Source organism: Bacteroides faecium, assembly GCF_012113595.1.
GTDB lineage: Bacteria > Bacteroidota > Bacteroidia > Bacteroidales > Bacteroidaceae > Bacteroides > Bacteroides faecium.
This window is the reverse complement of the sequence record NZ_CP050831.1, coordinates 2,762,516-2,777,104: the sequence shown is the minus strand read 5'-3', so window position 1 is coordinate 2,777,104 and position 14,589 is coordinate 2,762,516. Positions and strand designations below refer to the sequence as shown.

12 protein-coding genes and 1 tRNA gene are annotated in these 14,589 nt (G+C 44.1%); 6 read left to right on the top strand and 7 right to left on the bottom strand.

Features of this window, described 5'->3' with window-relative positions; translation table 11 throughout:
* Window positions 1-173: 173 nt before the first annotated feature.
* The 3 genes from BacF7301_RS09920 to BacF7301_RS09910 all read right to left on the bottom strand — a co-directional run bounded on the left by BacF7301_RS09920 (window position 174) and on the right by BacF7301_RS09910 (window position 3,507).
* Complete coding sequence (locus tag BacF7301_RS09920; RefSeq protein ID WP_167962377.1) at window positions 174-1,631, bottom strand: aminoacyl-histidine dipeptidase; 1,458 nt, start codon at window positions 1,629-1,631, stop codon at window positions 174-176.
* A 93-nt stretch (window positions 1,632-1,724) separates the two neighbouring features.
* Window positions 1,725-2,414: a DUF1349 domain-containing protein gene (locus BacF7301_RS09915; protein WP_167962375.1), complete on the bottom strand. Its 690-nt coding sequence runs from the start codon at window positions 2,412-2,414 to the stop codon at window positions 1,725-1,727.
* 106 nt (window positions 2,415-2,520) lie between these two features.
* Window positions 2,521-3,507, bottom strand: a complete 987-nt coding sequence (locus tag BacF7301_RS09910; protein WP_167962373.1) for a lysylphosphatidylglycerol synthase transmembrane domain-containing protein — start codon at window positions 3,505-3,507, stop codon at window positions 2,521-2,523.
* Window positions 3,508-3,621: 114 nt separating this feature from the next.
* Here BacF7301_RS09910 and rsmA point away from each other — a divergent pair, with 114 nt between their 5' ends.
* From rsmA to BacF7301_RS09895, 3 genes are all read left to right on the top strand, one after another.
* Entirely contained in the window at window positions 3,622-4,410 is a 789-nt protein-coding gene (rsmA, locus tag BacF7301_RS09905) for a 16S rRNA (adenine(1518)-N(6)/adenine(1519)-N(6))-dimethyltransferase RsmA (RefSeq protein ID WP_167962371.1), read from the top strand.
* Window positions 4,411-4,419: 9 nt separating this feature from the next.
* Window positions 4,420-5,760, top strand: a complete 1,341-nt coding sequence (mgtE, locus tag BacF7301_RS09900) for a magnesium transporter (RefSeq protein WP_167962369.1) — start codon at window positions 4,420-4,422, stop codon at window positions 5,758-5,760.
* An 85-nt stretch (window positions 5,761-5,845) separates the two neighbouring features.
* On the top strand, window positions 5,846-7,699 hold the full coding sequence (locus BacF7301_RS09895) for a DUF349 domain-containing protein (protein WP_167962367.1): 1,854 nt from the start codon (window positions 5,846-5,848) through the stop codon (window positions 7,697-7,699).
* A 214-nt stretch (window positions 7,700-7,913) separates the two neighbouring features.
* Here BacF7301_RS09895 and BacF7301_RS09890 read toward each other — a convergent pair.
* Window positions 7,914-7,984 (bottom strand) — tRNA-Gln (locus BacF7301_RS09890).
* A gap of 262 nt (window positions 7,985-8,246) precedes the next feature.
* Here BacF7301_RS09890 and rsfS point away from each other — a divergent pair.
* From rsfS to BacF7301_RS09875, 3 genes are read left to right on the top strand one after another with little or no spacing between them, the layout of a single operon-like run.
* Window positions 8,247-8,606: a ribosome silencing factor gene (gene rsfS / locus BacF7301_RS09885; protein WP_167962365.1), complete on the top strand. Its 360-nt coding sequence runs from the start codon at window positions 8,247-8,249 to the stop codon at window positions 8,604-8,606.
* Window positions 8,607-8,615: 9 nt separating this feature from the next.
* On the top strand, window positions 8,616-10,751 hold the full coding sequence (gene ftsH / locus BacF7301_RS09880) for an ATP-dependent zinc metalloprotease FtsH (protein ID WP_167962363.1): 2,136 nt from the start codon (window positions 8,616-8,618) through the stop codon (window positions 10,749-10,751).
* A gap of 35 nt (window positions 10,752-10,786) precedes the next feature.
* Window positions 10,787-11,632: a phosphatidate cytidylyltransferase gene (locus BacF7301_RS09875; protein ID WP_167962361.1), complete on the top strand. Its 846-nt coding sequence runs from the start codon at window positions 10,787-10,789 to the stop codon at window positions 11,630-11,632.
* 90 nt (window positions 11,633-11,722) lie between these two features.
* Here BacF7301_RS09875 and BacF7301_RS09870 read toward each other — a convergent pair whose 3' ends face one another.
* The 3 genes from BacF7301_RS09870 to surE form a co-directional block, all read right to left on the bottom strand.
* Window positions 11,723-12,496 (bottom strand): NigD1/NigD2 family lipoprotein, encoded by a 774-nt coding sequence (locus BacF7301_RS09870; RefSeq protein ID WP_167962359.1) that lies wholly within the window; start codon window positions 12,494-12,496, stop codon window positions 11,723-11,725.
* A gap of 93 nt (window positions 12,497-12,589) precedes the next feature.
* On the bottom strand, window positions 12,590-13,726 hold the full coding sequence (gene lpxB, locus BacF7301_RS09865) for a lipid-A-disaccharide synthase (protein WP_167962357.1): 1,137 nt from the start codon (window positions 13,724-13,726) through the stop codon (window positions 12,590-12,592).
* A 63-nt stretch (window positions 13,727-13,789) separates the two neighbouring features.
* Window positions 13,790-14,563, bottom strand: a complete 774-nt coding sequence (gene surE / locus BacF7301_RS09860; protein WP_167962355.1) for a 5'/3'-nucleotidase SurE — start codon at window positions 14,561-14,563, stop codon at window positions 13,790-13,792.
* Window positions 14,564-14,589 lie beyond the last annotated feature (26 nt).

Sequence of the window (14,589 nt, the reverse complement as noted above, 5' to 3'; positions counted from 1 at the left end):
AAGAAACTATTTCGTAACACAAGTGGAAGTAAACCGATAACAAAGTGGCAGCAAATAAGACAAAAAGGCACGGAAGAAATATCATCCGTGCCTTTTTCTATACGATACCTATTATATAATAGAAATAAATAAGCTATATAATAGGAAAGAATACGTCATATAATACGTTTTTTTTATTTCATTGGAGTCTGTTCCAAAGTAGCTACGAGGAAGTCATAGAACTTCTGTACGGTAGGAATCAATGCTCTTTCGTCCGGTGAGTGCGGCGAGCGCAATGTAGGACCGAAAGAAATCATATCCAATCCCGGAATGATAGCACCAATAATACCGCATTCCAAACCCGCATGGATAACTTTCACTGCGGGTTCTACTCCAAACTGCTGTTTATAAGATGCTTTCATCGCATGCAGAATCGGTGAATTAACATCGGGCTGCCAACCGGAATAGCCGCCTGTCATCTCTACCTTCATTCCTGCCATAGAGAAGCAAGACTCAAGGCTGGTAGTCAGATACTCCTTCATGCTATCACTGGAGCTACGAGCCAAAATCTTAATAGCCGCCTTGCCTTCACCAATCGTTATTATAGCAAGATTGGAAGAAGTTTCCACTGTATCAGGTACAGTAGGAATCATACGCGTCACGCCATTCTGACAAGCAAAGATGGCATCAATCAAGTTATCCTGAATCTCTTCGGGCACTTGACCTGCCGGAAGTTCCACACGCTCCGCCGTGAAACTGATTGGAGTTTCGATAGCCGAATATTCTTCATTGAACAGGTCTTCGCAGTATTTCACCAAGCCCAGCAATTCTTCTTCGTTCTCAGCAGGGATAGTAACGATGGCGTGTGCTTCACGTGGAATGGCATTTCGCATATTGCCACCTTCCCAGCTAGCCAGACGAGCTTCATAACTGGCAACAGCTTCACGGATAAAGCGAACCAGCAATTTATTGGCATTGGCACGGCCTTCATTGATTTCCAATCCGGAATGTCCGCCACGCAAGCCTTTCAATATAACTTGTACAGCGATGTCGCCTGCTTCGGGAGCCACTTCCTTATATTCCAATGTAGCAGTGACGTCCATACCGCCGGCACAACCGATATACAATTCGCCTTCGTCTTCCGAGTCGAGATTCAGAAGAATTTCCCCATTCACCGTACCCGGTTTCAATCCGAATGCACCAAACATTCCGGTTTCTTCGTCTTTGGTAATGAGGGCTTCCAATGGTCCGTGTTTCAGGTCTTTGGCTTCCAGTACGGCCATGATGGCGGCTACGCCAAGTCCGTTGTCAGCGCCCAGGGTAGTACCTTTCGCTTTCACCCAGTCACCATCTATATACGTTTCAATGGGGTCTTTTTCAAAATCGTGCACTGTATCGTTGTTCTTCTGAGGAACCATATCCATATGCGCCTGAAGAATAACACCTTTCCGGTTTTCCATGCCCGGAGTTGCGGGTTTGCGGATAATCACGTTGCCTGCTTCGTCAACAAAAGATTCCAATCCCAAGCCTTTTCCGAAATTAATCAGGAAGTCAGTCACTTTTTCCATATGCCCTGACGGACGAGGAATCTGAGTCAACGAATAAAAATGCTTCCACACGTTCTGTGGAGCTAAAGAAAGAATTGTGCTCATAACAAATATTTTAAAACTGTTTTAAATCTAATAATTAAACAGTGGCAAGTTATGGAAAAGTTTTCAGATGGCAAAGAACGTTCGCAAAAACATTCATTCCAAAGACAACATTCGCATATCGTCCAAGGCTTTCGGCTGATATTTTATCTCGCTGAATATTCCTGTAAAGCCGTCTCCACGAGAGCCGTGTGCCGCAAAACCGACTTTGACTTTTCCTTTCGTTTCCAGGTTGAAATTCCTCACCATCAACCAGTTTTTATTATCAGAGGAATAGAAGAATGAGTATTCCGAGCCACGCTTCACTACCGCCATGTATGCGTAACCGCCTGTCGGCATGGAATTACAATCATCGGAAAAAGTACGGGTAACGACCGAGACGATTGTCGGCTGGAGATTGACCGAGTTCTCATAGCAAAACTTCGCCCAAACGTCATCATCCTGATAAATCACAAGAGCGGCTACATCATAAACAGACTTTAATTTACCTGTAACCCGTGCGCTCATTGTAAAGTCCGCTTCCGGTTCAAACAGGATAAGCGGAGCGTTCGTAACTTTCGATTTCCCGGAAGGACTGTTGAATAGGTTTGTCTTCCCCGCCGCAGTTATACTAATCCGGTCTTTTTCTATTTTATAATCGACAGGGCGATTGTGAAGAACCAGATTGTGGGGAATAGTGGAAACACGTTTATCAAGAATGTCGAAAAAAGCGGATTCGGACTGATTCTGTGCCGACGCAGGGAGAATCCAAAGGAAGAGTAAGACAAGGTAGCTGATTCTTTTCATAAATATATCGTATTTAGTTTCGGACAAAAATAAGCAAGTTTGTCTGTTTTTCTTTGTAATATCGTACTAATTATATAGAAAAGAATACACTCTTTTAGCTCAAACATCACTCCCGATGTCTATTGGCAAACGGCAGCGCTGCCAAACCATAGATGCCCAGCAAAACGACCAGGAAGGTTTGAATGCCGTGCACAATAAGGGCAAATATTCCGGCATCCATCTCATTTACTCCATAAAACATCATCATGGAAATGACGGCGAAGTGCCACGGACCTGCTCCATTGGGCGTAGGTACAATTACCGCAAATGTACCGCTTACAAACATGACTAATGCTGCCATCACACCCAAGTGAGCAGTGAAAGCAAAACAGTAGAACGTAAAATAGAAATGGAAAAAGTAACACGCCCAGATAGCTAATGTATAGAATATGAAGAGGGGAATATTGCGCACACTTTTCAATGACATGACGCCTTCCCAAATATTGAGTACAAAACCTTTCACTCTTTCATAAAAAAACAGTGTCTTCCTCAAATAATAAAGAAGTATCACTACTCCGATGAAGCAGAACAGGACAATATAGAACCAAACAGATGTCAGGAGATGAAGCAGAGAAGGAATCTTTGTACCCGTCTGTTGAAGGAAAGTGACAAATACCGGCATTTGCAGCAATACGGTAATTCCTGTTATCAGAAGGATTGTCAGTGTATCGACCAGCCGTTCGGTAACTACCGTACCCAGTGATTTGGCGAATGATACATTATCGTATTTGGCTAATATACCGCAACGGCTCACTTCACCAATCCTGGGGATGACCAGACTGGCAGCATAGGAGACAAAGATGGCATTCACACAATCACTTCTCCGCGGAAAAGCATCCAGCGGCTCCAGTGTCTGCCGCCACCGCCAACCACGAAACACCTGGGCAAAGACTCCGAACAACAGCGAAAAAAGCATCCACCACCAGTTTGTGCCATGCAGCAATACATCGCCCGCCTTTGTAAAATCAAAGCCACGATATACCCAAAACAAAATAAAGCCGCCCAAAACAACCGGCAATATAAGCTTCAGCGTCTTTTTTAATAGTTTCTCCATTCTTTATTATTCGATTAGCTGCGCTGGCACATCATTTATTTTTTAAATAGTGGCACGTTCTTCATTTAAAAGAATTACCTTTGTCGGCTGCAAAAGTAATTATTTAGTTGGTAAATGAAATTAGTAAAGCCTAAAAAGTTTCTCGGACAGCACTTTCTGAAAGATTTGAAAGTTGCGCAGGATATTGCCGATACAGTCGACACTTTCCCCGAATTGCCTGTTCTCGAAGTAGGACCGGGCATGGGAGTACTGACTCAGTTTCTGGTGAAAAAAGACCGGTTGGTGAAAGTCGTAGAAGTTGACTATGAATCGGTTGCCTATCTCCGCGAAGCCTATCCGTCACTGGAAGACCATATCATCGAAGATGATTTTCTGAAGATGAATCTCAACCGATTGTTCGACGGCAAGCCTTTCGTACTGACCGGCAATTACCCGTATAATATCTCCAGCCAGATTTTTTTCAAGATGCTGGATAATAAGGATATCATACCTTGTTGCACAGGAATGATTCAGAAAGAAGTGGCGGAACGTATCGCTGCCGGACCGGGCAGCAAGACATACGGCATCCTTAGCGTACTGATACAGGCATGGTACAAAGTGGAATATCTGTTCACAGTGAGCGAGCATGTATTCAATCCGCCCCCAAAAGTAAAAAGCGCCGTTATCCGAATGACACGCAACGAGACGAAAGAGTTGGGATGCGACCCGAAACTGTTCAAGCAAGTGGTGAAAACGACTTTCAACCAACGCCGCAAGACATTGCGCAACTCCATCAAGCCGATTTTAGGAAAAGACTGTCCACTGACAGAGGACATCTTATTCAATAAACGCCCGGAACAATTATCGGTAGAAGAATTTATCGACCTGACCAACAAAGTGGAACAAGCATTAACACTTTTGTAACAGACAACAATGAACGAGGAATACATTGACAACGTAAAGCATCTTATCGAACAGAAAGAGGGAGATAAGGTAAAAGCACTTCTCATCGACCTTCATCCGGCCGACATCGCTGAACTATGCAATGACCTGAATCCGGAAGAAGCCAAGGCAGTCTATCGACTGCTCGATAACGAAGTAGCTGCCGACGTATTGGTCGAAATGGACGAGGATGCCCGTAGGGAGCTTCTCGAGATGCTTCCTTCGGAGACTATCGCCAAGCGTTTCGTCGACTACATGGATACGGACGATGCCGTAGACTTGATGCGTGAACTTGACGAGGACAAACAGGAAGAGGTTCTTTCGCACATTGAGGACATCGAACAGGCTGGAGATATTGTCGACTTGCTGAAGTATGACGAGAATACCGCCGGTGGTTTGATGGGTACAGAGATGGTACTTGTCAATGAGAACTGGAGTATGCCCGAATGTCTGAAAGAGATGCGTCAGCAAGCGGAAGATTTGGACGAAATCTATTATGTATATGTTATCGACGATGACGAACGCCTGCGTGGTATTTTTCCATTGAAGAAGATGATTACTTCTCCGTCTGTATCGAAAGTGAAACATGTGATGCAGAAGGACCCGACTTCAGTACATGTGGATACGCCTATTGACGAAGTGGTGCAGGCTATCGAAAAGTATGACTTGGTAGCTATCCCCGTTGTCGACAGTATCGGCAGGCTTGTCGGGCAAATCACCGTCGACGACGTCATGGACGAAGTCCGTGAACAGTCGGAACGTGATTACCAGTTGGCTTCCGGTCTTTCGCAGGACGTAGAAACCGATGATAACGTGCTCAAACAGACCACCGCACGTCTTCCGTGGCTGCTCATCGGTATGATTGGCGGAATCGGGAACTCCATGATATTAGGTAATTTCGACTCTACTTTCGCGGCTCATCCCGAGATGGCATTGTATATACCGCTCATCGGTGGTACGGGTGGAAATGTCGGTACACAATCTTCGGCCATTATCGTTCAGGGATTGGCTAACAGTTCGCTGGACGCTAAAGACACATTCAAACAAATCACGAAGGAAGCAGTGGTGGCTTTAATCAATGCCACTATCATTTCGCTGTTGGTATATACTTACAACTTTATCCGGTTCGGCGCGACGGCTACGGTCACTTACTCCGTATCTATCAGCTTGTTTGCCGTGGTGATGTTTGCTTCTATTTTCGGGACACTGGTACCGATGACGCTTGAGAAATTAAAAATCGACCCTGCCATCGCGACAGGCCCCTTTATAGCCATTACAAATGACATCATCGGCATGATGTTGTACATGGGAATTACGGTTTTATTGTCATAAAAACAAGATAAACAAAAAAAAATAAGCAAAACAGTATGAAGTAATCGTTTTATTTCATTAATTTGTGACCCAAAACTAATATACAATGATGGACGCTCATGACACTAATCAACCCTTGAACCAAGGGGAATTAGAAGAAGAAAAGAAAACAGCCGAGGTTTCTGAACCTATTACAGAGACTCCGACTGAAAAAGTTACTGCCGAAGTTCAACCTGAAGCAGCTCCTAAACCTGCCACGAAGGAAGATGTACTAAACCTGTTGAAAGAGCTTGCGCAAGATGCTGAGAATGCGAACAAGCAGGAAATTGACAATCTGAAACAATCATTCTACAAGTTACATAATGCCGAGCTGGAAGCTGCCAAAAAGGAGTTTACAGACAACGGTGGCGCGGTTGAGGACTTTGTTCCGCAAGAAGATCCGACAGAAGAAGATTTCAAGCGTCTGATGGGAGTCATCAAAGACAGGCGAAGCAAACTGGTTGCCGAGCAGGAACGACAGAAGGAAGAGAATCTGCAAGTTAAACTTTCCATTATCGAAGAACTGAAGGAGTTGGTGGAATCCGGAGACGATGCCAACAAGTCCTATACGGAATTCAAGAAGCTGCAACAGCAATGGAATGAGACGAAGTTGGTTCCGCAAGGCAAAGTGAATGAACTTTGGAAGAATTACCAATTATACGTAGAGAAGTTCTACGATTTGTTGAAACTGAATAACGAATTCCGCGAATATGACTTCAAGAAGAATCTGGAAATAAAGACACATCTCTGCGAAGCTGCCGAAAAGCTGGCTGACGAGGAAGATGTAGTCTCCGCTTTCCACCAGCTTCAGAAGCTACATCAGGAATTCCGTGATACAGGCCCGGTAACGAAAGAACTGCGCGATGAAATATGGAACCGATTCAAGGCTGCGTCTACGGCTGTCAACCGCCGTCACCAACAGCACTTCGAGTCCCTGAAGGAAGTGGAGCAGCATAACTTAGACCAAAAGACCGTTATCTGCGAAATCGTAGAAGCGATAGAGTATGCCGAACTGAAAACATTCTCTGCCTGGGAAAACAAGACACAGGAAGTGATTGCTTTACAGAACAAATGGAAGACCATCGGTTTTGCTCCTCAAAAGATGAATGTGAAGATTTTCGAACGTTTCCGCCATGCCTGCGATGATTTCTTCAAGAAAAAAGGAGAATTCTTCAAGAGCCTGAAAGAGGGAATGAACGAAAACCTGGAAAAAAAGAAAGCGCTCTGCGAACAAGCGGAAGCCCTGAAAGACAGCACCGATTGGAAAGCGACTGCGGACGCGTTGACCAAGCTCCAAAGAGAATGGAAAACGATTGGTCCGGTATCCAAGAAACATTCGGACGCTGTTTGGAAACGTTTCATCTCTGCATGCGACTATTTCTTTGAACAGAAGAACAAGGCCACTTCTTCCCAACGTTCCGTTGAAATAGAGAATATGGAGAAAAAGAAGGCATTGATTGAAAAGCTATCTGCCATCGACGAAAACATGGATACGGAAGAAGCCAACACACTCGTTCGTGATTTAATGAAAGAGTGGAATTCTATCGGTCATGTACCTTTCAAGGAAAAAGACAGACTGTACAAACAGTATCACACGGTCATCGACCAACTGTTTGACCGCTTCAACATCAACGCTTCCAACAAGAAGTTGAGCAATTTCCGTTCGAATATCAGCAACATACAAGGCGGCGGTTCCCAATCTCTGTACAGAGAACGTGAGAAGCTAATGCGTGCCTATGAGAATATGAAGAATGAACTTCAGACATATGAAAATAATCTGGGCTTCCTTACTTCCACTTCCAAGAAAGGCAGCAGCCTGCTGACTGAATTAAACCGTAAGGTGGATAAATTGAAAGCTGATTTGGAATTGGTATTGCAGAAAATCAAGGTAATTGATGAATCTATAAAGGCGGAAGAATAATCTTTCGGTCGATTCAGAGACTTAGTTGATTCGAAGATATAAATAAACAGGTCTTATCACTTTTATAGATGATAAGACCTGTTTTTCTGTTGTTTAGAGCATGATTCAGACTGAGCCTTCAATATTTCTTGAATTGTAACTTTCTAAAAACGGAAAACCCTGCAAGAAGTGACTCCTTACAGGGTATTATTTCCTTTATTGACATTTTTTCCAGTTGGGCTACCTGGACTCGAACCAGGAACGTCAGGACCAGAATCTGATGTGTTACCATTACACCATAGCCCAATCATTTTCGATTGCGGGTGCAAAGATACAAATAATTTGGGAATTCAAAACATTTCTGCTGTTTTTTTTGCTAAAATCCTCAAATTAGCTTTCTATAGGCAAGTATCTCCACTAAAAAACACAAAAATTGGGGTATAACTTTCTTGTATCCAATAAATCAGCGTATATTTGTCAAAAATATCACGTTTATAATCAGAAACAAAGGACAGTCTTTTTTTGTTATAAACTAAAAGAACATGAATTATTAATTTCAATTGCAAGAATGAACGATACTAAAGTATTAATTGAAAAGATAAAAGAAGGAATTCAAGAGAAAAAAGGTAAAAACATAATTATTGCCGATTTAACCAGTATAGAAGATACCATCTGTAAATATTTCGTTATCTGTCAGGGAAACTCTCCCAGCCAAGTTAGTGCCATTGTAGATTCAATCAGAGAATTTACACGTAAAGGTGCTGATACCAAGCCTTTTGCAATTGACGGACTTCGGAATGCAGAATGGGTTGCCATGGACTATTCTGATGTATTGGTACATGTCTTTCTGCCGGAAGTCAGAGGTTTCTACAATCTAGAACACCTTTGGGCGGATGCCAAGCTTACTCAAATCCCTGATTTAGACTAATTTACGATTATGGACAATAATAATAGCAATAATAACAATGGTAATAAACCTAACAATAAGGTTAATTTGCCGAAGTTCAATCTGAACTGGATGTATATGATTATTGCCCTGATGCTTCTCGGCCTCTGGTGGGGCAGTGATTCAAAGGGTGCTGGAAGCAAAGCTGTTACTTACAGCGAGTTACAGGATTACGTTAAAAAAGGATATGTCAGCAAGGTGTTGGGCTATGAAGATAAGTCTATCGAAGCGTATCTGAAACCTACTGCCGTAGGTGCAGTGTTTGGCGCAGACTCTACGAAGGTAGGACGCAACCCCATCATTACGAGTAGGGCGCCATCTACCGATAAGCTGGAAGAATTCTTGCAGGCAGAAAAAGAAGCCGGACACTTTGACGGTACATCGGATTATCCGCCCAAATCGGATATATTCCCTGCTATCCTGATTCAGATACTTCCTCTTGTATTGCTGGTTGCCTTATGGATATTCTTCATGCGCCGCATGAGCGGTGGCGGCAGCGGTGGCCCCGGCGGTGTGTTCAACGTAGGAAAATCAAAAGCACAACTTTTTGAAAAAGGTGGTTCTATCAAAATCACATTCAAGGATGTGGCAGGTTTGGCAGAAGCCAAGCAGGAAGTGGAAGAAATTGTAGAGTTCCTGAAAGAACCGCAGAAATATACAGACCTGGGTGGTAAAATTCCTAAGGGCGCATTGCTGGTAGGCCCTCCGGGAACCGGTAAGACGTTGCTTGCCAAAGCTGTTGCCGGCGAAGCGAATGTGCCTTTCTTCTCTTTGGCGGGTTCTGACTTCGTGGAAATGTTCGTGGGTGTAGGTGCATCCCGTGTCCGCGACTTGTTCAAGCAGGCAAAGGAAAAGGCTCCCTGTATCGTCTTTATTGATGAGATTGATGCCGTGGGACGTGCACGTGGAAAGAATCCTGCAATGGGTGGAAATGACGAACGTGAGAACACGTTGAACCAGTTGCTGACAGAGATGGACGGTTTCGGTTCCAACAGTGGTGTTATCATTCTGGCAGCGACCAACCGTGTAGACGTATTGGATAAGGCGTTGCTTCGTGCCGGACGTTTCGACCGTCAGATACATGTAGACCTGCCCGACCTGAACGAACGTAAAGAAGTATTTGGCGTACATTTGCGCCCGATTAAGATAGATGATACAGTGGACGTAGATTTACTGTCACGCCAAACTCCGGGATTCTCCGGTGCGGATATTGCCAATGTCTGCAACGAAGCGGCATTGATTGCAGCCCGCCACGGTAAGAAGTTCGTAGGTAAGCAGGATTTCCTTGACGCTGTCGACCGTATCATCGGTGGTCTGGAAAAGAAAACTAAGATTACGACGGAAGCCGAAAGACGTTCTATTGCCCTGCATGAAGCTGGCCACGCTTCTATCTCCTGGTTGTTGGAATATGCCAATCCGCTGATTAAGGTAACGATCGTTCCTCGCGGACGTGCGCTGGGCGCTGCCTGGTATCTGCCGGAAGAGCGTCAGATTACAACTAAGGAACAGATGCTTGACGAGATGTGCGCGACTCTTGGCGGACGTGCGGCTGAAGATTTATTTATGGGCCGTATCTCTACGGGTGCCATGAACGACTTGGAGAGAGTGACGAAACAGGCATATGGCATGATTGCTTATTTAGGTATGAGCGACAAGTTGCCGAACCTGTGTTATTATAATAATGAAGAATATTCTTTCAACCGTCCATATAGCGAAAAGACCGCCGAACTCATTGACGAAGAAGTCAAGAAGATGGTGAACGAGCAGTATGAACGTGCCAAGCAAATTTTGTCCGAACATAAGGAAGGTCACAGCGAACTGACACAGTTACTGATTGACAAAGAAGTTATTTTTGCGGAAGACGTTGAACGTATCTTCGGAAAACGCCCGTGGGCATCGCGTTCGGAAGAAATCATGGCTGCGAAAGAAAGCCAGGATGCTGCTAAGGCCGAAAGGGAGTTAGCTGAAAAGCTGAAGGGAGAAGAAAAAGAAATCAAAGAAGAGGAAGCTGAAAATACCGCAGAAGAAAAAGCTGCTGCTACGGGAACGAAAGTAACCGCAGAAGGAACAAAAGTGACTGTAGAGAGACATTCATCTACGGAAACAGAAACGAATGAGGAAAAATAAGCTGCCAAAATCCAACTAATTAAAACACGCTGATTTTGATTAACAATTTTATAAAACGAGCTATTACGGGTGTACTCTTCGTTGCCATCCTGGTGGGGTGCATCCTTTACGATTCATTCAGCTTTGGTATTCTGTTCACTATCATCAGTGCACTGACTATATATGAGTTCGGGCAGTTGGTTAATATGAGGGTAGAAGGAGTCAAGATAAACAAGACAATCACAATGCTAGGCGGAGCCTATTTATTCCTTGCAATAATGGGATTCTGCATCGACGCAGCCGATTCGAAAATTTTCATTCCGTATGTACTTTTACTACTCTATATGATGATTAGTGAATTGTATCTGAAGAAAGAAAATCCGGTACTCAACTGGGCTTATTCCATGCTTAGCCAATTGTATATCGGCCTGCCTTTTGCCATGTTGAATATATTAGCATTCAATTACAACAAGGAATATAATAGTGTAAGCTATGTTTCGATTTTACCATTATCCGTCTTTATATTCATTTGGCTGAATGATACAGGTGCATATTGCATCGGTTCGCTTATCGGCAAACACAGACTCTTTGAACGTATCTCACCAAAGAAATCCTGGGAAGGCTCTATCGGTGGCGGAGTGGTAGCTATCGGTGTTTCTTTTCTACTGGCTCACTACTTCCCGTTCATGTCCATGTGGGAATGGGCAGGATTGGCATTGGTGGTTGTCATATTCGGTACATGGGGTGACCTGACGGAATCATTGCTTAAACGCCAATTACACGTTAAGGATTCGGGAACAATTCTTCCGGGACACGGCGGAATGCTTGACCGGTTTGACAGTGCCTTGATGGCTATCCCTGCGGCAGTCGTCTATATGTATTTTATCCAGTCTCTCTCTTAAAGGAATAGAATTGCAATAAAATAGTAAAGGTCGGGAACTTCTTTGGAAGCATCCCGACCTTTTTCACACACAGTAAATCATAGTTAGAGGTTATCGGATTGAAGAAGTAGAATGTACATCCTTCGCTTTTTCCGGTACACCCACCGGATGCTCGAAGTCGAGTACGATAACTTTTCCTTCTCCATTTTCTTTTGAGTTTATTGTAACCTTAAAGCCTTTCATCGGTATTGTTTCGCCCTCTTTCGCTGTCGGATAGAATTCCTCCAAATTATAGGAAACTCGTCCCCATCCCCAATAACCGGTCTTATCATCATAGGTATTATAGCGCAGTTCCAAGTGTACATAGCCATCTTCTGCCACTTTTAGAGGCGTCGGTTCTTCCACACCAATCAGGTTCTGTACCAGACTGATACGATGTTTTTCAGAATGGGGAATATTCTGGCGGAAGATAATGTTCAAGAACTTTCCTCCCAACCACATATCACCCTGATAAATCACGATAGGGTCATTCCCGAACTCTTTGGAGTCTTCTTCAGTTTTCATCTCTTCCACTTCTTTGGTCAACACATCCTGAACGCCTTCCATCTTTACCTGTACACCACCTTCTACATCAACCAAAGGATTAAAGAACGCAACTACACGCTCACCGTCCACAGGTTTATACCAAGGAATGGAAGTGCTGACCGGGTCAATTGTTCCCCAACGGTCACCTTCCAAATAATATCCGCCACCACCAGTTGTATGAACTGTCGCCCAGTCCCAACTGAAATCTCCTATCGAATAACCGTCATAATCATCACATGACTGCAACATCGGCACTAATGCCAGCAATAAAATACCTAAAAGCCACTTAAATTTTTTCATATCGTTTTTCCTTTCTTTTTTAACCTTCTGTACTATAAATAAAAAAGCCGTGCAAATATTGCATCGGCTTTACGTTTATTCAGAAAAAGAAAGTTATTTTTTCAACAAGGCCAGCATTTCACGTGCTGCATGACGGGGAGCACCGGCAGGTCCCAACCGCTCTGCCATATACTCATATTCTTTAAGCATCAGCTTTCTATACTTCTCATTTTCAAGTATATTCTTTAATTCCTGCTGCATATTCTTCACGGTCATCGTATCCGCCACCAGTTCTTTCACCACTTCGCGGTCGGCAATCAGATTGACCAATGAAATAAATCTCACCGTCAGAATATGACGCCGCAAGAAAGAAATGACTTTCCCGATGGGAGTATGATAACAAACGACCTGGGGAACGCGAAACAAAGCTGTCTCAAGAGTAGCTGTACCCGAAGTGACCAAAGCCGCATCTGCGTGCTGCAAAAGCCTATATGTCTGGTCAAAAATGATTTTCACTTTCGCATCGCCCACGTATTGCTTATAGTATTCGGGAGCAATGGCAGGAGCTCCAGCCAAAACAAGTTGATAATCAGGAAAAGCGGAAGCCGCCTTCAGCATATCCGGCAGATTATCCTTTATCTCCTGCTTCCGGCTTCCCGCCAAAAGCGCGATTATCGGTTTATCCTCCAGTTGATTCGCTGCCACAAATGCTTCAAAGTCTTTCGGATGTGTTTCCTGATACGCAGTAACTTCATCTACCGTAGGATTGCCTACGTAATGAATGGGGTACTGGTGCTTTCCTTCGAAAAATTCCACTTCGAAAGGAAGGATAGAGAAAAGCTCGTCCACATCACGCTTTATATTCTTGATACGGTACTCTTTCCATGCCCATATCTTCGGAGAAATATAATAGTAAACCGGAATCTGCGTCTTGGCATGCACGAATTTGGCAATATCGAGGTTGAATCCCGGATAGTCCACCAAGATTACTACATCAGGATTCCAGGAAACAATATCTTCCTTGCAACGTTTCATGTTTGCAAAGATGGTGCGCAGGTGGAGCAACACAGGAATAAAGCCCATATAGGCCAATTCCTTATAATGCTTTACCATCGTTCCGCCGACAGCAGCCATCAGGTCGCCCCCGAAAAAACGAAAATCAGCCTGCGGGTCTTCCGCTTTCAGGGCAGCCATCAGATGGGATGCGTGCAAGTCGCCGGATGCTTCGCCGACAATCAGATAATACTTCATATTTAATAGATTACTGATTATGAAGAATGAGGAATGAAGAAAAGAATGTCATTCATTCCCTTCTTATTTATCCATTATCCATTTGTTCAATTCGTCGATAAAGTCATAAGCCGTCACATCAACGGTAGTTGGAGTGATAGCCACATAGCCATTTGCCAGTGCCCAGTGGTCGTTCTTCTCATTTTCGGGTTCGTGGTCGGTAAATTCACCGGCCAGCCAAAAATAATTTGGGTCGGTGAGACGGGGACAAGCAGCCCATTCGTTGGTCCAGCGCCCTTTTGCCTGTTCACAGATCTTTATTCCTTTTATATCAGTTGTATTCGGGAAGTTCACATTAAGACAAGTCAGAGGGGGAAGTCCTTTTTCCAATATCATCGCGGCGATACTACGAATATAAGGTCCGGCAGCTTCAAATTCAGCATCAGGTTCATGATTGCATAAAGAGAAGCCGATAGAAGGAATTCCATTCACACAACCTTCAATCACCCCCCCCATCGTACCGGAATAATGCACATTTGTAGCCGAATTATCCCCATGATTAATACCGCCGACCACCAAATCCGGTGTCCGGTCGAGCACCGTATTACGTGCCAATTTGATACAGTCGGTCGGTGTACCCGTACATTTATAGACTGTCAGTCCAACCTCCTTCCTGACCAGTTGATAATGAACAGGCTGAGTCACCGTCAGCGCACAACCGCTGCCCGAACGCGGGGAATCAGGCGCCATTACTACTATTTCCCCCAAAGGGCGAAGAAACTTCACCAGTTCATTAATGCCTTTAGCCATCACGCCATCGTCATTCGATACGAGTATCAACGGCTTTTCATTTTCCATATATTCAATCCTTTCCTTTTTAATAT

Bases quoted from the DNA above. Each gene is read 5' to 3' on its own strand.
- BacF7301_RS09920 (WP_167962377.1), bottom strand. From the start codon at position 1,631: ATGAGCACAATTCTTTCTTTAGCTCCACAGAACGTGTGGAAGCATTTT.
- BacF7301_RS09915 (WP_167962375.1), bottom strand. From the start codon at position 2,414: ATGAAAAGAATCAGCTACCTTGTCTTACTCTTCCTTTGGATTCTCCCT.
- BacF7301_RS09910 (WP_167962373.1), bottom strand. From the start codon at position 3,507: ATGGAGAAACTATTAAAAAAGACGCTGAAGCTTATATTGCCGGTTGTT.
- rsmA (WP_167962371.1), top strand. From the start codon at position 3,622: ATGAAATTAGTAAAGCCTAAAAAGTTTCTCGGACAGCACTTTCTGAAA.
- mgtE (WP_167962369.1), top strand. From the start codon at position 4,420: ATGAACGAGGAATACATTGACAACGTAAAGCATCTTATCGAACAGAAA.
- BacF7301_RS09895 (WP_167962367.1), top strand. From the start codon at position 5,846: ATGATGGACGCTCATGACACTAATCAACCCTTGAACCAAGGGGAATTA.
- rsfS (WP_167962365.1), top strand. From the start codon at position 8,247: ATGAACGATACTAAAGTATTAATTGAAAAGATAAAAGAAGGAATTCAA.
- ftsH (WP_167962363.1), top strand. From the start codon at position 8,616: ATGGACAATAATAATAGCAATAATAACAATGGTAATAAACCTAACAAT.
- BacF7301_RS09870 (WP_167962359.1), bottom strand. From the start codon at position 12,496: ATGAAAAAATTTAAGTGGCTTTTAGGTATTTTATTGCTGGCATTAGTG.
- lpxB (WP_167962357.1), bottom strand. From the start codon at position 13,726: ATGAAGTATTATCTGATTGTCGGCGAAGCATCCGGCGACTTGCACGCA.
- surE (WP_167962355.1), bottom strand. From the start codon at position 14,563: ATGGAAAATGAAAAGCCGTTGATACTCGTATCGAATGACGATGGCGTG.